This window comes from Paraburkholderia tropica (assembly GCF_900109265.1).
In the GTDB taxonomy this organism is placed as follows: Bacteria; Pseudomonadota; Gammaproteobacteria; order Burkholderiales; family Burkholderiaceae; genus Paraburkholderia; species Paraburkholderia tropica.
In genome coordinates this window covers 1-23,535 of sequence record NZ_FNZM01000034.1, presented here as the reverse complement: position 1 = coordinate 23,535, position 23,535 = coordinate 1, and the positions used below count along the sequence as shown (strand labels likewise).

20 protein-coding genes are annotated in these 23,535 nt (G+C 60.9%); 8 read left to right on the top strand and 12 right to left on the bottom strand.

The annotated features are described in order from the left end of the window. Positions 1–34: 34 nt before the first annotated feature. From BMY06_RS36025 to BMY06_RS36015, 3 genes are all read right to left on the bottom strand, one after another. A complete protein-coding gene (locus BMY06_RS36025; RefSeq protein WP_208490370.1) occupies positions 35–1,225 on the bottom strand; it encodes an arginine deiminase in 1,191 nt (396 codons plus the stop codon). Between the two features lie 111 nt (positions 1,226–1,336). Continuing rightward, complete coding sequence (locus BMY06_RS36020) at positions 1,337–2,761, bottom strand: basic amino acid/polyamine antiporter (RefSeq protein WP_074987618.1); 1,425 nt, start codon at positions 2,759–2,761, stop codon at positions 1,337–1,339. Between the two features lie 126 nt (positions 2,762–2,887). Next, on the bottom strand, positions 2,888–3,325 hold the full coding sequence (locus BMY06_RS36015; protein WP_074987639.1) for an outer membrane lipoprotein: 438 nt from the start codon (positions 3,323–3,325) through the stop codon (positions 2,888–2,890). 681 nt (positions 3,326–4,006) lie between these two features. Here BMY06_RS36015 and BMY06_RS36010 point away from each other — a divergent pair. Together BMY06_RS36010 and BMY06_RS36005 are read left to right on the top strand one after the other, a co-directional pair. Continuing rightward, complete coding sequence (locus tag BMY06_RS36010; RefSeq protein ID WP_237181570.1) at positions 4,007–5,194, top strand: phospholipase A; 1,188 nt, start codon at positions 4,007–4,009, stop codon at positions 5,192–5,194. Positions 5,195–5,276: 82 nt separating this feature from the next. After that, a complete protein-coding gene (locus BMY06_RS36005) occupies positions 5,277–6,749 on the top strand; it encodes a Na+/H+ antiporter NhaC family protein (RefSeq protein ID WP_074987616.1) in 1,473 nt (490 codons plus the stop codon). Positions 6,750–6,770: 21 nt separating this feature from the next. On the opposite strand, the gene BMY06_RS36000 is transcribed toward BMY06_RS36005, so the two are convergent. Together BMY06_RS36000 and BMY06_RS35995 are read right to left on the bottom strand one after the other, a co-directional pair. Further along, complete coding sequence (locus tag BMY06_RS36000; RefSeq protein WP_074987615.1) at positions 6,771–7,961, bottom strand: porin; 1,191 nt, start codon at positions 7,959–7,961, stop codon at positions 6,771–6,773. Positions 7,962–8,213: 252 nt separating this feature from the next. Continuing rightward, a complete protein-coding gene (locus BMY06_RS35995) occupies positions 8,214–9,170 on the bottom strand; it encodes a cation diffusion facilitator family transporter (protein WP_161495529.1) in 957 nt (318 codons plus the stop codon). A gap of 544 nt (positions 9,171–9,714) precedes the next feature. Here BMY06_RS35995 and BMY06_RS35990 point away from each other — a divergent pair. The 3 genes from BMY06_RS35990 to BMY06_RS35980 are packed head-to-tail and all read left to right on the top strand — an operon-like array spanning position 9,715 to position 15,243. Beyond that, entirely contained in the window at positions 9,715–10,680 is a 966-nt protein-coding gene (locus BMY06_RS35990) for an efflux RND transporter periplasmic adaptor subunit (RefSeq protein ID WP_244144383.1), read from the top strand. Continuing rightward, entirely contained in the window at positions 10,677–13,748 is a 3,072-nt protein-coding gene (locus BMY06_RS35985; RefSeq protein WP_074987613.1) for an efflux RND transporter permease subunit, read from the top strand. Before BMY06_RS35990 ends, BMY06_RS35985 begins: the two co-directional genes overlap by 4 nt. Then, positions 13,672–15,243: an efflux transporter outer membrane subunit gene (locus tag BMY06_RS35980; RefSeq protein ID WP_409372389.1), complete on the top strand. Its 1,572-nt coding sequence runs from the start codon at positions 13,672–13,674 to the stop codon at positions 15,241–15,243. The genes BMY06_RS35985 and BMY06_RS35980 overlap by 77 nt, the downstream gene beginning before the upstream one ends. Positions 15,244–15,267: 24 nt before the next feature. On the opposite strand, the gene BMY06_RS35975 is transcribed toward BMY06_RS35980, so the two are convergent. Together BMY06_RS35975 and BMY06_RS35970 are read right to left on the bottom strand one after the other, a co-directional pair. Then, on the bottom strand, positions 15,268–15,651 hold the full coding sequence (locus BMY06_RS35975) for a cupin domain-containing protein (protein ID WP_074987611.1): 384 nt from the start codon (positions 15,649–15,651) through the stop codon (positions 15,268–15,270). Positions 15,652–15,653: 2 nt separating this feature from the next. After that, positions 15,654–16,244: a LysE family translocator gene (locus BMY06_RS35970; protein WP_065065843.1), complete on the bottom strand. Its 591-nt coding sequence runs from the start codon at positions 16,242–16,244 to the stop codon at positions 15,654–15,656. Between the two features lie 101 nt (positions 16,245–16,345). On the opposite strand from BMY06_RS35970, the gene BMY06_RS35965 reads away from it, so the two are divergent. Beyond that, positions 16,346–17,236: a LysR substrate-binding domain-containing protein gene (locus BMY06_RS35965; RefSeq protein WP_074987610.1), complete on the top strand. Its 891-nt coding sequence runs from the start codon at positions 16,346–16,348 to the stop codon at positions 17,234–17,236. A 179-nt stretch (positions 17,237–17,415) separates the two neighbouring features. Here the strand turns inward: BMY06_RS35965 and BMY06_RS35960 are convergent, their stop codons facing one another. Beyond that, positions 17,416–17,730 (bottom strand): hypothetical protein, encoded by a 315-nt coding sequence (locus BMY06_RS35960; protein WP_074987609.1) that lies wholly within the window; start codon positions 17,728–17,730, stop codon positions 17,416–17,418. Between the two features lie 357 nt (positions 17,731–18,087). Here BMY06_RS35960 and BMY06_RS35955 point away from each other — a divergent pair, with 357 nt between their 5' ends. Both BMY06_RS35955 and BMY06_RS35950 read left to right on the top strand, forming a co-directional pair. After that, positions 18,088–19,017, top strand: a complete 930-nt coding sequence (locus BMY06_RS35955) for a class I SAM-dependent methyltransferase (RefSeq protein ID WP_074987608.1) — start codon at positions 18,088–18,090, stop codon at positions 19,015–19,017. A 137-nt stretch (positions 19,018–19,154) separates the two neighbouring features. Then, the gene (locus BMY06_RS35950) at positions 19,155–19,799 is read left to right on the top strand and encodes a glutathione S-transferase family protein (protein WP_065065840.1); all 645 of its coding nucleotides are present in this window, start codon (positions 19,155–19,157) and stop codon (positions 19,797–19,799) included. A 12-nt stretch (positions 19,800–19,811) separates the two neighbouring features. Here BMY06_RS35950 and BMY06_RS35945 read toward each other — a convergent pair whose 3' ends face one another. The 4 genes from BMY06_RS35945 to BMY06_RS35930 all read right to left on the bottom strand — a co-directional run. Further along, positions 19,812–20,732 carry an ADP-ribosylglycohydrolase family protein gene (locus tag BMY06_RS35945; protein ID WP_074987607.1) on the bottom strand — a complete coding sequence of 307 codons (921 nt, stop codon included), beginning with the start codon at positions 20,730–20,732 and terminating at the stop codon, positions 19,812–19,814. A gap of 152 nt (positions 20,733–20,884) precedes the next feature. Continuing rightward, positions 20,885–22,333 carry a hybrid sensor histidine kinase/response regulator gene (locus BMY06_RS35940; RefSeq protein ID WP_124263349.1) on the bottom strand — a complete coding sequence of 483 codons (1,449 nt, stop codon included), beginning with the start codon at positions 22,331–22,333 and terminating at the stop codon, positions 20,885–20,887. Between the two features lie 414 nt (positions 22,334–22,747). Beyond that, entirely contained in the window at positions 22,748–22,975 is a 228-nt protein-coding gene (locus BMY06_RS39255) for a hypothetical protein (protein WP_065065850.1), read from the bottom strand. 176 nt (positions 22,976–23,151) lie between these two features. Next, on the bottom strand, positions 23,152–23,535 hold a 384-nt coding region (locus BMY06_RS35930), incomplete at its 5' end, for an SDR family oxidoreductase (protein WP_143064455.1).

The following is a 23,535-nucleotide window of genomic DNA, read 5'->3' as shown; positions in this document are numbered from 1 at the left end:
GGGCGGTTGAGCGCGAATGGTGTGACGCGCTGAACTAGAATTCCACCGCATCGCGAATGATCGGACACGTCATGCAATGTCCGCCGCCGCGGCCACGGCCCAGTTCCGCACCGACTATCGTCACGACCTCGATCCCGGCCTTGCGCAGCAGCGTATTCGTGTACGTGTTGCGGTCATACGCAAACACGACGCCGGGCGAGGTGCAAACGAGATTCGCGCCGCTGTCCCACTGCGTGCGTTCGCGTTGATAATCGCTGCCTCCAGCTTCCACCACGCGCATTTTCTTCAATCCCAACGCTTCGGTCACGACTTCCACGAAGGACTTCTTTTCCTGGTGCAATTCCACACCGGCCGGATGATCGCTCGGCCGGTAGGAGAATGTGCGCGTACGTGCCATGAAATCCGGTGCAATCAGGACGCAGTCGCGGTCGGCGAACGTGAATACGGTGTCGAGATGCATGGCCGCGCGGATCTTCGGCATGGCCGCCACGATGACCCGCTCGGCGGCGCCGCGTTTGAACAAGGTCGCCGCGAGCTGGCTGATGGCCTGGCGAGACGTGCGTTCGCTCATGCCGATGAGTACCGTCTTGTTGCCGATCGGCATGACATCGCCACCTTCGAGCGTGGCCAATCCGTGATCTTCGGTTGGATCGCCCCACCACACATTGACCTTGCCCGCGAAGTCAGGATGGAATCGATAAATCGCGGCCGCAAGAATCGTTTCCTCATGGCGCGCGGGCCAATAGAGCGGATTGAGCGTCACGCCGCCGTATATCCAGCAGGTGGTATCGCGCGTATAAAGCGTGTTCGGCAGCGGTGCGAGAAGATATTCCGTTGCGCCCGCCGCTTCGCGTACGACCTTGAGCGCCGCGCCGCCGTGAGCTTCGGGGAAGTCGTGAATCGAGAGGCCGCCTAGCAGGGTTTCGGCCAGTGCGCGATCGTTGAGTCCTTCCAGATAGCTGCGCAATTCGTCGAGAAAACCGAGGCCAACCTGATTGGGAACGATCTGGTTATCGAGGATCCATTTTTTCCCCTCGGGCACGGCGACCGTTTCCGCGAGCAGATTATGCATCTCCACGACTTCCACGCCGCGATCGCGCATCTTCGTGACGAAATCGAAATGATCCCGCTTGGCGTTGTCGACCCAGAGCACATCGTCGAACAGCAGTTCGTCGCAATTGCTGGGCGTGAGGCGGGAGTGTGCGATGCCGGGGGCGCACACCATGACTTTCCTGAGTTGCCCGACTTCCGAATAGACCCCCAGCGGGCTATCGGAATGGGTCGATTTTTCATCAGCAGTTTTAGGCTTTGTCACGTCGATCTCCGCTCGTAATGGCTAGAGTTGAATGGAGCCAGTGGCCATCAGAACAATGCCCGCGATGGCGGCCAGCGTTGCCACGATGAAAATGATCCAGTCGCTTCCGCGAACGAAGACTGGGATGTTCCGTTCTCGCCGCGCCCAGACATAAAGCGCAGTACCCGGTGCATAGAGAATCGCGGACAGCAATATGAAAGTCAGTCCACCCGCGATGATCATGAACACGGTATAGATCACGGCGATCGCCGCGAAAGTCAGGTCGCGATTGCGTTCCTCGGGGCGTATTTCGTAGCTCTCCGAGCGTTTGGCGATCATCAGCCCGTAAGCGGCCACAAAGAGATAGGGAATCAGCGACATCGAACTGGTCAGGTTGAGCATCAGTGCGAAGGCGTCGCTGGAAAAATAGGTGCTGGCGACCAGAAGCTGAATGATGATGTTCGTGATCCAGAGTGCGTTGGCCGGGACGCCATTCGCGTTTTCGCGCGAGAAGAGGGCGGGCATGTCTGCGTTACGCGCTGCGGCAAACATGACTTCCGCGCAGATCAGCGACCACGCCAGATAGGCGCCGAGGACCGAGACAACGAGCCCGATACTCACGAAAATTGCGCCCCACGGACCGACCAGACTTTCGAGCACGGCAGCCATCGAAGGTTGGCGCATGCCGGCCACGTCGCCGCGCGGCAAGATCGCGAACGGCAACATCGAAACGAGCACCATGAGTGCCGTCACCGCGCAAAAACCAAATATCGTCGCGCGGCCCACATCGGCGCGTTCTTTCGCGTAGCGCGAGTACACACTCGCGCCCTCGATGCCGATGAAGACAAAGACGGTCACCAGCATCGTTGCCCGAACCTGCTGGACGATGCTGCCTTCCTGAGCGGCAGCGTGAATGTTCAGCGTGAACATGTCGAGCTTGAACGCGAACACCAGAATGACGATGAAGACGACGATGGGCACGACTTTCGCCACGGTCACGACGGTGTTAATGAACGCCGCCTGCTTGACGCCACGCAGGATCAAAAAATGAAAGAGCCAAATGCCGATCGACGCGACGATGATCGCGACTAACGTGTTGCCATTGCCGAAGATGGGGAAAAAGGCGCCCAGCGTCGATTTGATCAGCACCCAGTACGACACGTTACCGATGCAACTGCCGATCCAGTATCCGAATGCGGAGAGAAAGCCGGGGTAATCGCCAAAGCCGACTTTTGCGTAGACGAACACGCCCGCGTCGAGATTGGGCTTGCGTTCCGCGAGCGCCTGAAAGACCCGTGCGAGCGCATACATGCCGGCACCGGCGATTATCCACGCGATGGCGGCGCCCACCGGCCCTGTTGCGTTTGCAAACGTACGTGGCAACGAGAAGATGCCCGCACCGATCATGCCGCCGACTACCATGGCGGTCAGCTGCAAGCGACTCATTTTCTGCACGGATTCACTCATCGGAGTCCTCATTGTCTCGTGTTGTAATTCGTCTGGCAGTGCGTCAGGCCGATCAAAATATCGTGTATTTATTTACAAATTCGAATCCGGCTGGTTGTTGTTTTCGATGTTTTAAACAAAGGAAAATTATCGAGTCACGCGGACCGTATGAGAGCCAAATAGCACGCGCACGCGATCGCCTGGTGAAAAAGGTTGGTCCGCATCTTGCGTCACCGCGATTAATTGTCCGGAGTCGAGTCGGACGGAAATCTCCAATCCGGCGCGCCGCGTTGCGTTTGATTCGACCGCATTGCCGGCCATGCCGCCGAGCACAGCACCGCCTATGCCTGCTGCCAGCGAGCCGTTGCCGCGCCCGATCGCACTGCCGGCCGCAATGCCGCCGAGTGCGCCGCCTGCGATCGCGCCTACACCGCTTTGCTGCGGCTGGATGGTAACGGGCCGTACCCATTCGACCACGCCAACCTCGATTACCTGAGCTTGTTGAGCTTGAGACGGCGTGAACGTGCTGGCGGATGTTGGATGCTCGCAGGCAGTCAGAGAAAAAATCGAAGCCGCGCAAACCATGCAAGTCAAGGCAGGCGTTCGCATCATGCTTTCCGATGGTGAGTCAATCACGATGTCTCGCCAGACATCACGCAAGAACGTTGCAAAAGATTAGTCGCTTTGGAATGATCGCGCCAGTCAAGTGTATTGAAATGCCGATGCATCGATAACTATGTTCGCAATCTTTATCGAAAATTGACACGTGATGGCGTTGAAAAAAATTTCTGGATTAAGATGATCTAGACATCGTTCCATAACTTCGAATTCGGAGGTGAAATTGGCGAATTGATTCTTTAAGTGATGCTAATTTCGGTGTTGTTTTTGAGTTGTATCCATACCTGAAAAGGCATGCTGACTTCGTGCCTGTTGCTTGCGAAATGCTTGCGGAACGCCTCGTAGTGGTGTTTGTCGCCGTGATGGCGCAGTTGGATCTTGTGCAGATGTTGACTGATCGACTGGATAGATGTGAGTGCGCAGTGTCCATCGCAGTTTCCATGATAAAGAGGAGGTTGCATGGCACGGGAACCCGCATTTCGCAGGCGACACGGGTTGAGAACAGCACCGCGCACGCGAATGCTACGGCGAATGCTGGCGTGTTCTGCACTTTCCATCACGACATATGCCGGCTACGTGCCAACGACTAGTGCGGCGGTGTCCGTCATGCGACCGCCACGAGAGGCCAGGTCCGACGAGCCGCTCGTCGTGACGATTGTCTATTCCGGCGACGCGCCGACCGGTTCCTCGTTCGATGTGCCGCGTACCTTGCTCATCACGCTCACGAACGGCGAGCAACAGCCGCGGGCGGTTCAGATCACGCGCGAGTCGGGTGCGCCGGAACATGTGAAGCTCGCGGCAGGCGAGATGAAGGCCGTGAGCTATAGCGCGCCGTGGCCGGACTGGGCGCGCGGTGCGGTTCGAGTGGATGTGCCAGGCGTGGACGTGTCGCCTTCGCTGGTTCTGCTGACGCGCAAAGCCAGTGTCGCGGCCAATAGCGCCGCGTCCGGAGCGACGGCAGCGTCTGCCGCGCAAACCGCAACGTCGGCTTCGAACGCGCCCGGCAGCGCGGGGGACAACGACGCCATGGCGGGCAACGAAGCCATGGCAACGCAGATGCCGCCGTCGGCGGTCAAGCCATCGAATGCGGTTATTCCCGATCTCGGCACATTCCTGGCGGGCCGTTTCTCGTTCTACGAGCCCACGTACTTCGCCGACGGCTGGTCATCCGATGAAACCAGTCTGGCCAAATTCCAGATCAGTTTCAAATTCCGCTTTGTTTTACCCGACGATCCGCGCTCGCGCGGCTTCGTCGACAATCTCTACTTTGCCTATACGCAGACGTCCTTGTGGGATATCCGCAAGTATTCCGCGCCGTTCCGCGATACGAGCTACAAGCCCGCGCTGTTTTACTATCTTGCGGACACGGGTTGGAAAGCCAACTGGTTTAGCCGAATGGGCATCGAGACGGGCTATGAGCACGAATCGAACGGTCGGGACGGGCCCGAGTCGCGTGGGATCGACATTCTGTATGTCAAACCGATCTGGGACTTTGGCGACATCCATGCGAATCATTTGACGGTCGCGCCCAAGGTCTATTGGTACGAGCATATTGCCGGAGAGAATTCGGATATTGCCGATTACCGCGGCTATGTCGATCTGTTGATCAAATACGGCAGCCCCGACGGCTGGCAACTCGCAACGACCCTGAGAAAAGGCACGAAATCGACCTACGGCAGCGTCAACGCGGAATTCACCTACCCGTTGGCCAAGCTGTTCGGCAACGCGTGGGGCGGATACCTGTGGGTTGGTTACTTTAATGGCTATGGCGAAGATATTCTCGACTACAACCAGCACCGCTGGGCCGCGCGAATTGGCTTCAGCCTCTCGCGCTAGCGCGAACGTGTCGCGAGAAGCGGGACCCCATGCTGTCGTGGCAGCGTAGGCCGACGCTTACGGCGAGAGAAGGGAGGGTGGCATGAAGCGGCCCGCATCACCGCAACCTTTGTCGTTATTCGAAGCGCTGGTGCCTGTCGTGGCGCTTATTCTGCTCGTTGGTCTCTCCTATTATCTGTTCGGTAATGAAGGCGCAAGCGGGCCAAACCAGGTGGCGCTCGTTGTGGCGGGCATGCTCGCGGTTTTGGTCGGGTGGCGGCGCGGTCATTCGCTCGCCTCGCTGGGCGAGGCCGCCAACGCGAGTATCAGTTCCGGCGTCGGCGCGATACTCATTCTGTTCGCTGTGGGAGCACTGATTGGAACATGGGCGCTCTGCGGCACTATTGTCGCGATGGTGTATTACGGACTGAAACTGCTGAGCCCGGATTACTTTTACGTCACGGCAGCGTCGATCTGCGCGCTGATTTCATTTTGCATCGGCACATCGTGGACCGTGGCAGGAACGATAGGGATTGGCTTGATGGGCATCGCGCAGAGTATGGGACTCAGCACGGCCATCACAGCCGGTGCCGTGATTTCGGGTGCGTATTTCGGCGACAAGTCGTCGCCACTCTCCGATTCCGCGAATCTGGCGGCGGCTGCGGCGGGTGTTGGACTTTACGAGCACGTGCGAGAGACGCTGGTGACTTCGCTTGTCGCGCTCGTCATTACGCTATTTGTATTCTATTGGCTGGGTGAACCGAATCACTTCGATGCCAGTTCGGAAGTCGCGGCCATGCAGAATGCGTTTCATCTTTCCCCTGTGCTGTTTGCGCCACTCATTCTGGTTGTGCTGCTGACACTGCTCAGACTGCCGCCCTTTACGACGATTTTCCTTGGCGCACTGGCCGGCGGTGTCGTGGCCGCCGTGGTCGCGCCAGGGCGAGTGATCACATTCGCTGCGGCACGCGAGGGCGTGCCGAACTGGATCGCCGTGATCAAAGGCATCTGGCTTGCCATCGCAAGCGGCTACAAATCGACAACCGGCGAACCGGTGATCGACGCGCTCCTCACGCGCGGTGGCATGGATAGCATGTTGAGTACGATCTGGCTGATCATCGCCGCGCTGGGATTTGGCGGCGTGGTGGAGAAATGCGGCGTCATCGAACGACTCATCGCGCCCGTGGTCAGTTGGGCCAAAGGCCGTGGTGCATTGGTGGCCTCCGTGGTTGCAGCCACGATTGCCACGAACGTGGTGGCGGCAGACCAGTTCATTGCCGTCGTCCTGCCTGCGAGAATGTTCAAGAACGCGTTTGCTGCACGTGGCTATGCGCCTACTGTGCTATCGCGGTCGGTGGGCGACTCGGCCACTACGACGGGGGCATTGATACCCTGGAACAGTTGCGGGGCGTATATGGCCGCGACGCTTGGCGTATCGACGTTCGTCTACGGTCCCTACGCGGTGTTTTGCATGCTCAGTCCGATCATCACCATAGCGTTTGCGTATGCTGGCATCCGCATGCCGCGTACTTCTCACGCGGCCACGGAAGCGTCGGAAAACGAGGCGTCTGAATGACATGCGCATCGATCATTCAACCTAGAATCGATGTCGAATACCGAAGCTCACCAGTATCTGGTTATCGGTGCTCGCCTGGTTTCCATAGGAACCTATGGATGCGGTTGCCGGGACGAGGCCGCCACCCGTACCGCCTTGCGATGGCACACGCTGATCGCCGGCCGCATGCTGCCAGGCACCCACGAGGTACAGATCGGTTCGTTTCGACAGCGCGTAGTCGCCGCCCAGCGACACCTGGTTATACGTCGCCGATGCGTCGCCCGTTGCGCGGACATAGGCATAACCGACGCCGATCAGACTCGCAGGCGTGATCTGATAGCCGAGGAAAGCGCGACCGATGTTGTATCGCTGCGTATTCTGGAAAGCTGAAGCGGCGTCAGGCTTGTATTGCGCGTTGCTGTAGCTGATGTTGCCCGTGAATTGTCCGTCTTCATACTGAAATGCCACGGACGCAATGCCAATCGATTTGGCCGTGACGTAGGCGCTGTTGATGCCCGCAGAGTCTGGAAATCCTGAGTTGAACGTGGCTGCCCCGGTCGTTCCGCCCCATCCGGTGCGCGGTATCGACGAGGACAGGTTGTCGGTGTGAAAGTAGCCCGCCGCCATGCTGAATGGACCGCCCGAGTAACCGGCTGCGGCCGACCACGATTGCCCGGATCCGGTCGATCCCGCCTGGCCGCCCAGCGCATACATGCCCTCGATTTGCAAGCCATAGAATTTCGGCGAGACGTACTTGATCGAGTTATCGACACGGAAACTGTTGTCGTTATTATCGACGTCGCCGGGTGTCGCGAAGGGGGCGCCGAAATATCCGTCACCGGTCAGCGGTTGAATCATGTCGACGAGCGGATCGTATTGCCGTCCCGCGGTCACGGTCCCCCATGTTTCCGCGCTCAGCCCGACATAAGCTTCGCGACCAAAAAGACGGCCGCCCTGGCCGAGTTTTCCGGTGTTGATGTCAAAGCCGTTTTCCAACTGGAATATGGCCTGAAGACCGCCGCCGAGATCCTCATTGCCTTTCAGGCCGAACCGGTTTCCTTGAAGATTTCCGCCGAACATTTGCCAGAGGTGACCGCCGGACGGTGTGGCATTGCTGACATATTGAACCGATTGATCGAGCAAGCCGTAGAGCGCGACGCTGCTTTGAGCGCTGGCACTGCTTGCGGCGCCAAGGAGCGCCAGGGAAACGGTGCAAACGGGCATTGACCTCATCGTGTCTCCTTTGTCACGTCGCTGTGCCACCACGCGATGCCCTGCCATACGGTTGGTTATGCCAGCGAGCGCTTGTCAGGTTGAGTGTCGAAGAACAACATTCGCATACGTGACATCTCAAATCGATGTCGCATTGACAGGTTTCAGCGTATTTCATGTTGATTTGGATGACTAATAAATGTTCAGAATAAAGAGTGAATTCTGAAAATTATGACGCTTTTTCCCAACATGAATTGAATCAGGCGGTCGAGATCAATCCGGCTCCCGACCGTCTTCCCATCGTGGATCGGCGGTGATCTGTATGGTTAGACGGTTTTCTATTGGAATCGACCCCAGCGACTTCCATATCTGCTCCCGCAGGCGGTCCTGCGCGCCAATGTCGCGCAACGTCGACAGGGCATCGACAAGCATATTGATCTCGACGAAATTACGTCTTCCCGCCTGGACGACATGGGTGTAATGGCGAATGATGCCGAAATCGCGACTGATGTCGTCGAGCATGGTTTCAATGCCCAGACGCGGATTGTTCTCATCCGGAGTCATGTGCAGCAATTCAGCAAAGCTGCTGCGAATGATTTTCACAGGAACAAGGAGGAAGAGCAGCGACAAGCCCGTTGTCATGACGCTGTCGACGTACGGGTACCATTGATCACGCATCCCCGCCGGCAGCACTGAATACACAACGAAGCCGAGCAGCGTGGCCGCACTGAACGCGAACTTCATGATCCATTTGAAACTGTCAGTCTTCAAGAGTTTGGAATTAATCCGTCTGGCTGTTGCTTTTTTGTAAACGACCATCGCGAAACAGACCACGCAGCTCGCGACGCTAAACCAGATAACGCCACGCGCGTCGATCGCATGACCGCCCGAGCGAATGCCCTCTATGCCGTTCACGAGGCCGTAGACGCAGACAATCAACATCATCAGGCCGTTGATGCCGTTCACGAGCGGCTCCAGAAACCAGAATCCATACTGAAACCGGTCGGTCGCGGGACGGTTGACGAGCGATGCCGCCATCCACCCCAAGGCAGAACTCACGAAATTGAGCAGATAAAAAATCGCGGTCAGGATCAGCGTGTCGGACTGCACGAAAAAGCCGTAGCCGACGTTGGAGACGAAGCCCAGGCAAACCACGTACATCGACACCTTCATGGCGCGCTGTTCGGCCGTCGCCAGTTGGGATCGTTTCAGGGCGGAGCGGATGGACATGGAGTTTTTCCATACCAGGAGGCGCATCGAGACGGGAGAGTCATCGTGAGCGATTCGTTAGGATACGTTTGCGGGAAATGGCAATAACACGGCGGACTCGTGAGTTTTGAATTTCCACTTCACCTATTTCTTATCGGTTCAACCGCGTGAGCAGTGCCGCGCGAGTTCGACGGTCTGATCATAATCGCTATTTAAACGTGTCGATGCGCAGATTGCCACGCGTCGCGTATGAAACTCGTTTTTAAATATTCAGCTATGCTCGCCTCAAATCGGATCGCGTACTTTTCGCACTCGATTCATTCAGCGACGTTCACGAACGTTTCTGCGTCGCTGATCATGTGTTGAATAGGTATTGGGCAATGTCACTGAGAGGGGACGGATGAGCATCGTGGATGCCTGTTCACACTCGAATTCCGGTGCCAACGCAACGGCCGGTCATTCTGCGCGTGTGCGCGGTCGCGAGGTCTGCTCTCTCGTGTTGCTCGTTTTCATGTTGGGGGCGTGCGGAAAGCCCACACCCAGTGAACGGGCGAACGAGCCGCGCATGGTGGAAATCGCGCCCGTGGGTGAGAGCGGAGCAAGTGAGTTGCGCGTGTTTTCCGGACAAGTCGAAGCCACCAACGTTTCCGCGCTCGCCTTTGAAGTATCGGGCCGCGTGGTGCAGATTGCGGTGCTCGACGGCGCGCGCGTCACGCAGGGCCAGTTGCTTGCCCGCATCGACGACGAGCCTTACCGCCTTCAACTGCAACGTGCGGACGCGCAATATCAGCAGCTCGCCGACGACCTCAAGCGCAAGGCAGCGTTGCGTGACGAAAACATTCTCTCCGGCGCGGCGTACGACCAACTCAAAGCCGCCGTGGAAATGGCGCGGGCCCAGCGCGATCTCGCGAGCCGCGACTTACGCAATACCCGACTGCTGGCGCCGTTCGACGGCCGGATTGCACGGCGCACGATCGAAGCGCAGCAGATTGCGCAAGCCGGCGCACCGGTGTTTCAACTGGAAGCGCGATCGCGCCTCGAAGTCGGCGTGGCGCTGCCGCAGAATATCGCCGACTCACTGCCGTTCGATCGCACATTGAGCGCCGAGGCATGGCCGCCCGACCGGCCCTCGGCAATCTTTCCGCTCGTCTATCGCGAGCACTCGACGCTCACGACACCTGGCGGCAGCGTGTATCGTCTGCTGTTTTCTCTCGCGCGACCGGACAATCTCAATCTGCTGCCGGGCATGGCGCTGCGTGTGCGCGTTCGCGTTCCCGCGTCGGCCACTACGCAATCCGCGCTCGTCGTGCCGGTCAACGCACTGGTCGTTAGCGGCGACGATAGCCGCGCGGTCTGGAAATACGACACGACGAGTCATCGCGTGACGCGCACTGCCGTGGCGTTGCGCGAGATTCGCGGAGACGATGCCGTCGTGACCGGCGCGTTGCAGGTGGGCGATCAAGTCGTGGCAGGCGGAGCCCAATTCGTTACCGAAGGCGAAGAAGTCCGTCCGATGGAAACGAATCCATGAACCTGGCGCGCACGCTAATCGAGAGGCCGCTAATCGCATGGATTATCGCGTTGGTGTCGTTGATCGGCGGGATCATTGCGTATATCGACATTGGGCGGCTGGAAGATCCGAAATTCACGATCAAGACGGCCGTGGTGGTTACGCTTTATCCGGGCGCGAGCGCCAAACAAGTCGAGAGCGAGGTGACCGATCGCATCGAAAGCGCCGTGCAGCAACTGGAGCAGGTGGATTTTATTCGTTCGCGTTCGATGGCGGGTTATTCCGAAGTGCGTATTCAGATTCGCGATCAGTACATGTCGAATCAATTGCAGCAGATCTGGGAGCAATTGCGGCGGCAGATTGGCGACCTCACGCCACGACTGCCGCCAGGCGCAGGTCCGCCAATCGTGCTGGACCGTTTCGGCGACGTGTACGGTCTTTTCTATGCTATTACCGGCAAAGGTTATTCACAGGCGCAGTTGTTCGATTACGCGCGCGAATTGCGCAAAGACCTGCTCACTTTGCCGGACGTCGCCGATATCGTGATTGCGGGTAATCAGCAGCAACAGGTGACGATCACGGCCGACCAGTCACTGCTTGTCGCCAACAATCTTTCGTCGGACGACATTGCTCAGGCGCTGGGCGTGCAAAACGAGGTTCGCAGCGCGGGGCGCGAGCGTGTCGGCGACCAGTTGATCCGTATTTCGCCGACCGGCACGCTCGACACGCTGGCGTCGGTGCGCGCATTGCCGGTCGGCACGACGCCGGGCGAATTGCTGCTCGGCGACGTGTCCCGCGTGAATTTCGGCTACGCGAGCATACCCACGCAGGCGATTCGCTATAACGGGCAGGATGCGCTGACGATCGGGATCAGCGCGCGCTCGGGGGTCAACGTCGTGAAGGTCGGCGACGAGGTGAAAGAAAAGCTGAAGGAACTCGAACGGGTCCGGCCGTTAGGCATCGAATTGCACGTGCTTTACGACCAGCCCGATTCCGTCGATGCCGCCGTGCGCGGGTTCGTGCTGGATGTGATGCTCTCGGTCGGCATCGTAACGGTCGCGCTCGGTATCGGGCTGGGATGGCGCGCGGGTGTCGTGCTTGGCATCGAATTGTTCTTGTCGATTCTCGGCACGCTCTTTGTCATGTATGCGGCGGGTATTGAATTGCAGCGCATTTCGCTCGGCGCACTGATCATCGTGATGGGCATGCTGACCGACAATTCGATTGTGGTGTGCGAGGGTATGCTCGTCCGCGTTCAAAGAGGACTTTCGCACATCGAGGCCGCAGCGGAAGTGCTCAAACAAGGGCAATGGTTGCTGCTTGCATCCACGGTCGTCGGCATTCTCGCGTTTTCCGGCATTGGCATGTCGCCCGATGCGGTAGGGGAGTTTTGCGCATCGCTTTTCGCGGTTGCGGCCATTTCGCTGCTATTTAGCTGGGTGATTGCCATCGCATTGACGCCGCTGCTCGGCTTTTATTTTTTCAAACGAGGCGAAGGCGAACAGAAGAATCCGTTCGACACGCGGCTGTATCGGCAATACGGTCGGCTATTGGGCTGGGTCGAACGCAGGCGACTCTGGGTCATCGGCTCGATGGTCGTGTTGCTGGTCGTTTGCATCTGGGGTTTTCGGTTCGTCGAGCAGAGTTTCTTTCCGGCGTCGACCAATCCGATTTTCTATGTCGATATGCGTTTGCCGCGCGGCGCCGATATTCGCACCGTGATGGAACGAACACGAGGTCCGGAAAAACTGTTGCTCGCGCAACCCGGTGTGGAGAGTGTCGGAACGTATATTGGCGGCGGCGCGACGCGATTCATTCTGGTCTACGATCCGGAGACGCAGGACCCGTCGTATGCGCAATTCATCGTGACAGTCGATGACGCCGCGCGTATCGACACCCTGATTCCGACGCTCGATCACGACTTGCGCAAACAGTTTCCCGACGTGAACTGGTCCGTCACGCGCCCGAACTTCGGTCCTTCCAGCGGGCTGCCGATTCAGGCGCGCTTTCTCGGTCCCGATCCTGCCGTGCTACGCAAACTGGGCGCGCAGGCGCAGGCCGTATTGCGTAAAGACGGTGGCCTGCAATCGATCAGCAACGATTGGGAAAACCGCGTCAACGTCGTGCGTCCCGTGTTCGACGATACGCGGGCGCGCTCGCTCGGCGTGACGCGGCGGCAACTCAACGACACGTTCGCGTATGCGACGGAAGGCCTGCGCGTGGGCCTGTTTCGCGACGAGGATCTGCTGCTGCCCATCGTGCTCAACGAGCCGCCCGGCATGGGTGGCATCGAGCGTCTGCAGGGGTTGCAGGTGTACAGCCTCGGCCAGCGCCGCTATGTGCCGATGGCGGACGTGCTCGGCGGTGTCACGTATGGCACGGAAGACGGTGTGATCGCCCGGCGCGACCGAATCCGCACGCTCACGGTGTCGGCGGGCACGCGCTATGGCGAGAACAGCGTGGCCGCCTTCGACCGTGTGCGCGCGCCCATCGAGGCGATCGCGCTGCCGCCCGGTTACGAACTTGAATGGGGCGGCGAATACGAGTCGTCGAACAAAGCGAAAGAGAGTTTATTCACGCAATTGCCAATTGGTTTTGCAGGCATGTTGTTACTCGTTCTTTTTATGTTCGGTCGCCTGAAACCCGCGTTGATTGTGCTGCTGGTCGTGCCCATGTCGATCTGCGGCGTGACGATCGGCCTGCTGGCGTTTCGTGGCGCATTCGGTTTCATGTCGCTGCTCGGCTTGCTCAGTCTCATCGGCATGCTGATCAAGAACGGCGTCGTGCTTGTCGATGAAATCGATCTTCAGATCGCGTCCGGTGTGCCGCGCATGCGTGCCGTCATCGACGGTTCGAAGAGCCGTTTGCGACCGGTGGCGCTCGCGGCCGGCACGACGATACTCGGCATGGTGCCGCTGCTTTGGGATCCTTTTTTCAAGGACATGGCGATTACGATGATGGCCGGCCTCGCGTTCGCAACGGTGCTGACGATGGCCGCGGTGCCCGCGCTTTATGTCGTGTTCTTCTCGATCCGCAGCGACGAGACGGGGCCGGGCGCGGCCGACGGAGAACGTCATGAGGCCACGTGAATTCGCTGTGCGCGGCAGCTGTAAGGCGTCGATCTGCGCCGTCGCTTTCACGGTCGTGTCCGCGCTTTGCGCATGCAATGGACCGTTGAAGCTCGATCACCCGCCCGCGATGCCCGCCGGTTTCGAGCAGCAACAGAACGCGGCGGAAGCGAACGCGCAGCAATCGATCGACGAAACCAGACTCGTGAACTGGTGGACCCAGTTCGATGACCCGGCGCTCAATGCGCTGATCGAACGAGCGCTGAAAAACAATTACGATCTCCGGCTCGCCGCCGCCCGCGTCGACGATGCGCGCTCCAATATTCTGGCCGCGCGCTCGGCGTTGCTGCCGAGCGTGGGCGTCGGGGTCGAGGCGGCGAAATATCATGGTGGCGAAACCCAGCTCGAATTCGCGCAGTTTCTGGGTGTCAACGATCTCGACGCGCAATTCTGGCGCGTCGGATTGCAGACGCAATGGGAGATCGACGTATTCGGGCGTGGCCGCGCGAGATTGGCCGCCGCGCGTGCAATGACGTTGGCGGCGGCAGGCGACGCACAGGCCGCGCGGCTAGCGGTCGTCGCGACGGTGGCCGACGCGTATATGACTTACCGCGGCCTGATCGTGCAGCGTCGGCTGATCGAGCAGAGCCGCGCAATTGCCGAAGACTTCGTCGTGATTGCGCAGCACAGCTTCGTCGCGGGCGTCGTGCTGAGTACGGATATCGATGCCGCGCGCGCCGCCCTGGCGCAAATTCAGGCGCGCGAACAGGAAGTCGATCGTGCGCTCGTGAGCGCGCGTCTGTCGATCGAGCAGATCTGCGCGGCGCAGCCCGGTGAACTCGCGAGTGTGCTCGACGAAACCACTGAGCTGCCGCAAGCGTTGCCGGCTATCGCGCCGGGACAGCCGGTCGATCTGCTGGAGCGGCGTCCGGATCTGATTGCGGCACGCGATCGTCTGTTTGCCGCCGTGCGTCAGTCGGATGTCGCGCGCCTGAATTACTGGCCGACGTTTTCATTGAGCGCCGTGCTCGCGCGCAACGGATGGGAAATCGCGGGACAGTCGCTCGGGCCGAGCACACTCTGGTTGTTCGGCGCGGCCGCCATGATGCCGCTGATCGATTTCGGCGCGCGCGAGTCGCGCGTTCAGGCCACCGATGCGCAGGCGCGCGCGGCGGAACTGGCCTACGAAAAAGCGGCGCAGGGCGCGCTTTTCGACGTCGAGCAGGCGCTCGCGCGGCTCTCGCGGCAAGCGCAGTTGCGCGACGCGCGCACCAACGAAGTCGCGCAACGCCGCACGATTCTGCGCAAGACGCAAACGCAGTTGCGCGTGGGCGAAGTGGGGCGCATGGATCTCGATCGCGCGCAACTCGCGCTCGTGGACAGCGAAGCCGCGCTCGTGCGTGAGCAGGTGGGCGAGTTGAGCGCGCAAATCGCGCTCTTCAGGGCGATGGGCGGAGGCTGGGAGCGCACGGGCACACCGTTGGCGCTTTCGCCTTCCGCAGGCGCGATCTGGTAACGCCGGACGCAATGCTCGATGCGATCAACGCAATTGCGCGTCGATGGTCTTCGTCAGCGGTGAATTCACGTCGCCGGTGTGTTTGGTCTGCACGGGTTCGATCAGCACGATCCAGCATTCCTCGTCGGCGACGGGATTGTGCAAGGTGCCGCGCGGCACGATATGCATCGAACCGGCGGGCAGATCCACTACGCGCCCGCCTTCATATTCGATCTTCAGATGCCCGCGTAAGACGTAAAACAGTTCGTCTTCGTGAGTGTGGTCGTGCCACACGAGTTGACCGCGTACCTTGGCGACTTTCACGTATTGATCGTTGACCTGGGCGACGACTTTCGGCGACCAGTATTCGGATACGCCGGCGAACACGTGTTCGAGATCGAACGATTCGGCGAAGGGAAGGGAAGTCATCGTTATCTCCATGCGGGAATGATGGATGCGGCCAGCAACGCGCCCATCGCAAGATTCAGAATGCGCCAATGACGCGGCGTGCGAAAGAGCCGCGCGAGCAGCACGCCGAGCGCGCACCACAGCGCGAGCGACAGACAGGCGGCGGTGCCGAACGACGCGCCAAGCAGCATCGCAAGCCGGTTCGGATTGCTGGCGAGCAGCGCGAAAGACGCCGCCGCGCTCACCGTCATCGCCCAGCTTTTCGGGTTCAGAAGCAGCAGGACGAAGCCGCCTGCGAGCGTGATCGGGCGCGCGGGACCGGCGCCGCCGACCGGCGGAGCGCTGCGCGCGATGCGCCACGCGAGCCATAGCAAATACGCGGAGCCGATTGCCTTCACCGCCGCCTGCAGCGAGGGCAGCGCGATCAGCAGGCCGCCCAGCCCGAGTCCGGCGACGGCGGCCAATAACGCGAGGCTCATCGCGATGCCGAATATCAGCGGAATCGAGCGCACGAAGCCGAAGCGCGCGCCCGATGCGGTGGCGAGCGTGGTGGCGCCGCCGGGCGTCACGGTCGCGACGGCGACAAACAGGAGAAGTGGCAGGATCGAGGTCATCGGCGCAGGTTCACGTGGTAAAGACCTGCACTGTACGGACCGCCGACACATCAGCAAAGGCAATAATTCTGATGTGATCCATTACGCGGCATAATGCGTGAATGAGCCGAAATCTCGACATCGATTTGATCCGCACCTTTGTGACCGTCGCCGACAGCGGTAGCATGACGGTCGCCGCGAATCTGCTGCATATGACGCAAGGCGCCGTGAGCCAGCAGGTGAAGCGTCTTGAAGACCTGCTCGATTGTCTGCTGTTCGTGCGCAAGGCGCGCAAGCTGGAACTGTCGCGCCATGGCGAGCAGTTTCTGGTGAAGGCGCGTCAGTTGCTCAGGCTGAACGACGAAATCTGGGCGGACATGACCGGCCGTTCGCTCGCCGGAAGCCTGCGTGTGGGCGTGCCTTACGATCTCGTCACGCCGCTCGCGCCCGCGATGAAGGCGTTCGCCGAGGCCTATCCGCAAGTGGAGATCTCGCTGGTGTGCGCGGCGTCGCCGGAGTTGAGCGAGGCGGTGAAGAACGGGCGCGTGGACGTGTCGCTGGTCGAATACGTGGCGAGCGAAGCCGAGGGCGAAGTGGTGCGGATCGAGCCGCTGGTGTGGGTCGCGGGTCAGCGCAGCGACGCCTGGCAGAAGCGTCCGCTGCCGCTCTCGATGGTGGACGAGCGTTGCGCGTTTCGTCCTGTAGTGCTCGGCGCGCTTGCGGATCAAGGCATTGCGTGGCGCACCGTGTTCGAGAGCGGCAACATCGAGGCGACGGCCGCCACGGTGCGCGCGGGACTCGCCATCACGGCGTGGCTCGTCTCCACCGTGCCCGCTGATCTGGAGACGCTTGCGCCTCACGCGGCGGGTTTGCCCGCGCTGCCGCCATTCGCGATCTGCCTGCAATTACCCGCGACGATGAAGCCAACGGCGCAGGAATTCGCGCGCTATGTGCGCGAATCGATGTCGACGGATGCAGTCGGCGCACACGGACGTCTGGCGAAAATCGCGTGAAGGGGCGCGTTTGTGCGATCAATATGGCGTGACTCGTCGACGCGTGGTTGAGTGTCGATTGATTCATTGAGCTATTGAATCCACGATCCGTTCGCGACACTTGATCGAATCGACCGAGCGTCGCTTTCTCGCCTGAGTGCAGGCCGCCGCGCGTCATTGATTGATGACGCGCTTCGACGTTAATCCACCTTGTTGGCCTGCTCCTTTGCAAGCAGACGTTGCGCCTGCCTGTCGCCCCGGTTGGCTTCCTGCGCGGTTTGCACCGATGTTTCCGTGGCCTCGGCAAATGCGGCGCGCGCGAGGCTGCTGATATTCACCGTGTAGGAAGCCGATGGCGTCGAACTTTGCGTCGACGTGCCGGACTGCGTTTGCGATTGCGCCTGTGTCGTGGCAGTCGTTTGCGAGGCGCTTGCCGCTTGCTTCTGCGTTCCGGCACTCGTGGTTGCCGCTGCGCTTACGCTTGCGGGTTGGCTGGAAACGGCGGGGATGGTCATAGAAGAATCTCCAGAAAGAAAAGAAAACCGCGTACTGCGCCCGGTTTATCGGAGGATCTTTCAAACTCTTAAGAAGTATTTATTTTCCGGTAATGAGTTTCCTTAAGGCTTGCATAAGCTGCGGTTTGATTCGCGCGGCGACGAATCAAAATGGCACCATGTCAGCCAGCCCATCGAAATCGTCGATGGAATGCCTGGAATGACAATGCCTTTTATTCAGTCTGAAAGCGGACGGATTGCGTTCTTTTGAAAATGACGCGCCAGATTGGAGATTGCTTTCGAATTGCATTCGAATTGCAATCGTTAAGGTGCTCATCAGAATAGAAAGCTAGCATTGCGCCGCTCGCTCGAATTCCTGTGGAAATCACCTTGTCACTGCACACGAACACTGCCACTCACGATAACTGGTCCACATGGATTCTCCGGCAGCGTCATGGCGATGACCGCGCGCATGAGCGCAACGTCCGTGTCGAAATTACGAAATACGCCGACCGTGTGCTCGATTCCGTTCGACTGCGCCCAGGCATGACATTGGCCGACATCGGCACGGGAGACGGTCTCGTTGGGCTCCGGGCGATCGAGCGCGCCGGTGCGTCGCTCAACGTGGTGATGACGGATATTTCGCTGCCTTTGCTGCAACATGCCGAAGCGACCGCGCGCAGTCGCGGTGTCAGCGGGCAGTGCGCTTTCGTTCACGGCTCTGCCGAGCGGCTTGAGGATATCGCCAATGCTTCCGTCGACGCCGCCACGATGCGCGCCGTTCTGGCGTATGTGGAAGACAAGCCTGCCGCGATGCGCGAGTTGTTCCGCATACTCAAACCGGGCGGCCGTTTCGCAATCGCAGAGCCGATTCTGCGCGACGAAGCGCTGGAGGTTTGCATGCTCAAGCGCCTCGTCGATGAAGGCACTTTCCACGCCGACGATCCGTTCTTTCCGCTCTTGCTTCGATGCCGCGCCGCGCAGTTTCCCGATACCGAGGAGAAGTTGCGGTCGATGCCCATTACGAACTATGGCGAGCGCGATCTCGTGCGGTATGCGATGGACGCGGGATTCACGGACATTCATCTGGAATTGCATATCGACGTACGCACCGAGGACTGTCTGCCTTGGGAGATGTTTATTCGCACTTCGCCGCATCCGTTGGCGCCGCCTTTGGACGAGATTCTCGATACGGCGTTTACACGCGACGAGCGCGCGTATCTCGAAGTGCGCATGCGCGCGATTTTTGAAAGCGGAAAGCAGCTTGGCGCCGAGCGGATTGCGTATTTGACGGCGAAGCGGGCGTAACACTCATGCCTTCATGCCGCAGACGCATCGAACGCACTCGTCGTCTGGCTGGCGGTGCGCCGTGCAAATCTTCGGCGGGCGCGATGTAACATGGTGGGCATATTGCTGGCAGCGCAACCTGAACAAGGAATCCGCCTATGTCCTACGTTTTGTTTTACAGCCCCGGCGCGGCGAGTATGGCCGTGCACTGGATGTTGCTGGAGCTGGGCGTGCCGTTCGAAACGCGACTCGTCGATATCGACACGGGTGCACAGCGTTCGCCGGAGTATCTGCGCCTGAATCCCACGGGCCGTGTGCCGACGCTGCTTGTCGACGGCGCACCGCGCGGCGAGTCGACCGCCTTGTTGATGCTGCTTGCGGAACGGCATCCCGAGTCCGGGCTTGCGCCATTGCCGGGCGAACCCGAACGCGCCGAGTGGCTCGAGATGATGATTTATCTCGCGAATGCCGTGTTGCCGGCCATGCGAGGCTGGTTCTACGCAGACACCGACGGCGAGCCGGAAGGTGCGGCCGCAGTCAGAGCGTTCGAGCGTCGGCAGATCGAAACATCCATGGACAATCTCGATCGTCTGCTGGGCGACGGACGCCATTATCTGGTCGGCAATCGGCTGAGTACGGCCGATTTCCTCGCGATCACGCTGATGCGCTGGACGCGCAACATGCCGCGTCCGGCAACGACGTGGCCCCATCTCGCGCGCTACATCGAGCGCTTGCGTGCGAGGCCGGCATTCCTGGACCTCAATGCACGCGAGAAGTTGACGGAGTGGCAGAACGCGCCGTGATGCCGGCGGTCGCTAGATTCTAGCGAGCATGACGTCGACGAGGGCCTTGTGCTGCAGCGTGGCCATCCAGCGCCCGGGTATGGCGTCTTCGCCGTACACGATCCCCGCGAGGCCGCCTGCGATGGCGGCGGTCGTGTCCGTGTCGTTGCCAAGCGAGATCGCGCGCTTGACGCAGTCTTCGTAGCAACGCGTCGACAAGACGCAGTGGATGGCGGACCAGAAACTGTCGACGACATAGCCGGACCCTTGAGGCGCGTCGAAGCGTCCGTCCAGCACGATCTTCAGTTCGGCTTCATCGGGTGAATCGGCGTAGCGCTGCAGCAGTTCGTCTTCGGCGGCGCGCACGGCATCTGCGGCAGACAGGCCTTCGACAATGCCGAGCGCCGTCACGCAATAGAGCGCACACGTCAATTGCGCGCGCGCGTGTCCGTGTGTGACCCGACTCTGCTTGCGCGCCAGATGAATGGCTTCGTCGCGCGAGGTCGTCACCAGGACGACGGGCAGACATCGCATGAGCGAGCCGTTGCCGTTATCGCGTTCGTCGTCGGGGCCCGCGTTCGCTGCGGGAACGCCCGACCGAAGCTGCTCGAATGCACGCTGCGTCTGCAATCCCACGTCGAAGACCCGACCGTCCGGCGTGAACGCGCCGCGCTGAGCCCAGTCGAGCAGATTGTCGGCAAACGTATCGAGGTCGAGTTCGCGGTTGTGCAGGAGCGCGTCGAGCAGCGCGAGCGCTTGCGCGCCGTCGTCGCTCCAGGTGCCGGGCGGGACGCCTGCGTGCGCGCGCTCGAAGTGCGCCGGCGGCGTCATCTCAATCGCGCTCGATTCGGGTATCGATGCGGCGCTGTGGAATTCGTAGGGAACGCCCAGGGCGTCGCCGATCAACAGGCCGAACAGGCCGCCGCGCAGGCGGGAGGGCTGGGACAGATTCATCGTCGGTAGTGCGGTCGGTAGTGCCGTTTGTCATGCGGATTCGATGGCTTCGGACCATTGTCGGCGATTGGCGCGTGCTTGTCGAAGGACGGCGGTCTGCACACACCCATCATCACGATGGCGAGCGAGCGCGCTAACGCAGGCTTCGCGGTTCACGCGCCCCCACTGCGCTCCGATCCCGCCCGCCCACTCAAACTACGCTGTAGCGCCTTATGGTCGATCGGTTTGATCAGATGCTCGTCGAAGCCGGCCTCGCGCGTGTGCTGATCATCCTCGGGCTGACCATAGCCCGTGATCGCCACGAGGCGAATGCCCGCGAGTTGCGGCATCGCGCGCAACCGCCGCGCCAGTTCGTAGCCGCTCATGCCGGGCAGTCCGATGGCGAGCAACGCCACTTCGGGCAGGAACGTCTGCGCCCGCGCAATCGCTTCGTCGCCGCGATACGCGACCACCGGCGTGTGTCCCTGTAGCGCGAGCAGCATCGCGAGCGAATCCGCCGCGTCGCGGTTATCGTCCACGACCAGCACGCGGCGCGGGCTGATCTTCGCGATGTCGGTTTCGACCGCGCTTTCGCTCGGCCGCGCGATGCGCGGCAGCAGGATTTCGAAGGTCGCGCCGTGACCGACGCCCTCGCTATGAACCGCGATCTCGCCCTGATGCATGTGGACGAGCCGCTTGACGACGGCCAGCCCGATGCCGAGTCCCCCCTGGGCGCGATCGAGCGTGCGCGTGCTCTGCACGAACAGATCGAAGACGTGGGGCAGCAACTCGGCGGAGATGCCGGAGCCGTTGTCCGAAATGCCGATGACGGCGTGCGCGCCGCGCGGGCGCGTCCAGACGCGAATCACGCCGCCTGGGTCCGTGTACTTCACGGCGTTCGTGAGGATGTTGCCCACGCACTGGACGAGCCGCGCCCTGTCGCCTTCGACGAACAGCGGTTCGTCGCTCGTCGTCGTTTCGACCGTCAGCGTATGACGTTTTTCGCGCAGCCGCGGCTCGACGGGCTCGATGCCCTGCGTCACCACGCCCGCGAGATCGACCGGGCCGCGCTGCAGCGTAATGCGCCCCTGCGTGATGCGCGAGATATCGAGCAGTTCGTCGACGAGACGGGTCAACTGCGCGGCTTGACGCTTGATCATGTCGACGGCCGCCTGTGCGCCCGGATGGCCGGTGAGCACGCGCGTCAGCAGTTCGCCCGCGTTGGCGATCGGCGCAAGCGGATTGCGCAGTTCGTGCGCGAGCATCGCGAGAAACTCGTCCTTCTGGCGGTCGCCGCGGCGCAGCGCCTTGACGCCGTGCGCGCGTTCGTCGGCTTCCTGCTGGCGCGAAATGATGATGGCCGCCGACTGCGCGAAGCGCATCGCCAGTTCGCGGTCGCGCGCCGTCGGCGCGCCCACCTCCTCGCGATAGAGCGTGAACGTGCCGACGACCTTGCCGCTCGTCGCCTCGACCGGAAACGACCAGCAGGCGCGATAGCGATACGCCTGCGCGAGGCACGCCCAGTCCTTCCAGCGCGGGTCGGTCCGCACGTCGGGCGTGATCACGGCTTCGCGCTTGTAGGCCGCGAGTCCGCAGGCCAGCGAATTGGCGTCGATGGGCACGACGCCCACGCTCGCGGCGTAGTTTCGCCGGGTCCCATCAGGCAGCGGGCGTCGGTAGCGGATTGGGCTTCGGGTGCAGCTTCGGGCTCGCGAGGGAGCCGAATCGGTTCGGCGGTCCGGTCTTGCGTGGTGGACATGGTCCCATTGCCCTGTACCGTCTTCTGGATGCGCGAACTGGACGCGGTCGAAGCCGTTGCGGCTTGCGCCGGCTTTGCAACCTGGCTTTGCAACCGCGCACGAGCATTGAACCGATTATGCGGACGGATTGACGCGATAACGTTGCGACTTTACCGCCATTCGGCGACGAGCGGCGCAGTGCGCGGTCCGTTTCGCTCGCCGTTGCGCGGCTATCAAGCGGCTATCAAGCGGCTATCAAGCGGCGATTAAGCGATGATTACACGCCGATTGCGCGATTTACATCGCGCTCACGCAATGCTCCTCGACCCAGAGCATCGCGCGCTCGCGGGCAAACGTGAGCGCTTCGTGCTCGTCGATGAAATTCTCGTCGAGACACAGATCGTGGACGTCGTCGTCGAATGAACCGTCCGAAGCCGGGCTGAAGATTCTCGCGTTCGCCACGATTCTTCCGTCATCGATGCTCGCGCAAGTGCTGATCAGGCACGATTGAAATACGAATTGCATGGCCGGCTCCGTGGTGGGTGGATCGACGGGATAGTCGACACGCCTTCCATGAGCAATTGCTGTGCCGCGCAAGAAATATGCGGCACTGCCGCGAATGATCAGGCCGATGTTCGCTTCGAACGCGACGGCCAGGGCGCGCTCGATTCCTGCGCGCCCCGAATGCGCCCGCATCACGCTCAGATCTGCTGCTGGCCGCCATCGACGAACAGTTCGACGCCGTTCACGAAGCTCGCATCGTCCGAGGCGAGGAACAGCGCGGCGCTGGCGATTTCGTTCGGCTCGCCCAGACGGCCCATCGGGATCTGCGCGGCCAGATAGTCGGCCAGACCCTGGCGCTGGGCGGCGTCGTCGCCGGCCAGGTCGAGCAGGCCGGGCGTGCGGGTCGCGCCGGGGCTGATCGTGTTCACGCGGATCTGGCGGTCCTTGAGGTCGAGAATCCAGTTGCGGGCGAACGAACGCACCGCCGCCTTCGACGCCGCATACACGCTGAACGCCGCCGTGCCCGCGCTGCCCGCCGTCGAGCCCGTGAGAATCACCGATGCGCCCTTCGTCAGCAGCGG

Bases quoted from the DNA above. Each gene is read 5' to 3' on its own strand.
- BMY06_RS39255 (WP_065065850.1), bottom strand. From the start codon at position 22,975: ATGCAATTCGTATTTCAATCGTGCCTGATCAGCACTTGCGCGAGCATC.
- BMY06_RS36000 (WP_074987615.1), bottom strand. From the start codon at position 7,961: ATGAGGTCAATGCCCGTTTGCACCGTTTCCCTGGCGCTCCTTGGCGCC.
- BMY06_RS36020 (WP_074987618.1), bottom strand. From the start codon at position 2,761: ATGAGTGAATCCGTGCAGAAAATGAGTCGCTTGCAGCTGACCGCCATG.
- BMY06_RS35980 (WP_409372389.1), top strand. From the start codon at position 13,672: ATGTCGTGTTCTTCTCGATCCGCAGCGACGAGACGGGGCCGGGCGCGG.
- BMY06_RS35990 (WP_244144383.1), top strand. From the start codon at position 9,715: ATGGTGGAAATCGCGCCCGTGGGTGAGAGCGGAGCAAGTGAGTTGCGC.
- BMY06_RS36005 (WP_074987616.1), top strand. From the start codon at position 5,277: ATGAAGCGGCCCGCATCACCGCAACCTTTGTCGTTATTCGAAGCGCTG.
- BMY06_RS35960 (WP_074987609.1), bottom strand. From the start codon at position 17,730: ATGACCATCCCCGCCGTTTCCAGCCAACCCGCAAGCGTAAGCGCAGCG.
- BMY06_RS35945 (WP_074987607.1), bottom strand. From the start codon at position 20,732: ATGAATCTGTCCCAGCCCTCCCGCCTGCGCGGCGGCCTGTTCGGCCTG.
- BMY06_RS35995 (WP_161495529.1), bottom strand. From the start codon at position 9,170: ATGTCCATCCGCTCCGCCCTGAAACGATCCCAACTGGCGACGGCCGAA.
- BMY06_RS36015 (WP_074987639.1), bottom strand. From the start codon at position 3,325: ATGGTTTGCGCGGCTTCGATTTTTTCTCTGACTGCCTGCGAGCATCCA.
- BMY06_RS35965 (WP_074987610.1), top strand. From the start codon at position 16,346: ATGAGCCGAAATCTCGACATCGATTTGATCCGCACCTTTGTGACCGTC.
- BMY06_RS35975 (WP_074987611.1), bottom strand. From the start codon at position 15,651: ATGACTTCCCTTCCCTTCGCCGAATCGTTCGATCTCGAACACGTGTTC.
- BMY06_RS36025 (WP_208490370.1), bottom strand. From the start codon at position 1,225: ATGGTGTGCGCCCCCGGCATCGCACACTCCCGCCTCACGCCCAGCAAT.
- BMY06_RS35970 (WP_065065843.1), bottom strand. From the start codon at position 16,244: ATGACCTCGATCCTGCCACTTCTCCTGTTTGTCGCCGTCGCGACCGTG.
- BMY06_RS35950 (WP_065065840.1), top strand. From the start codon at position 19,155: ATGTCCTACGTTTTGTTTTACAGCCCCGGCGCGGCGAGTATGGCCGTG.
- BMY06_RS35985 (WP_074987613.1), top strand. From the start codon at position 10,677: ATGAACCTGGCGCGCACGCTAATCGAGAGGCCGCTAATCGCATGGATT.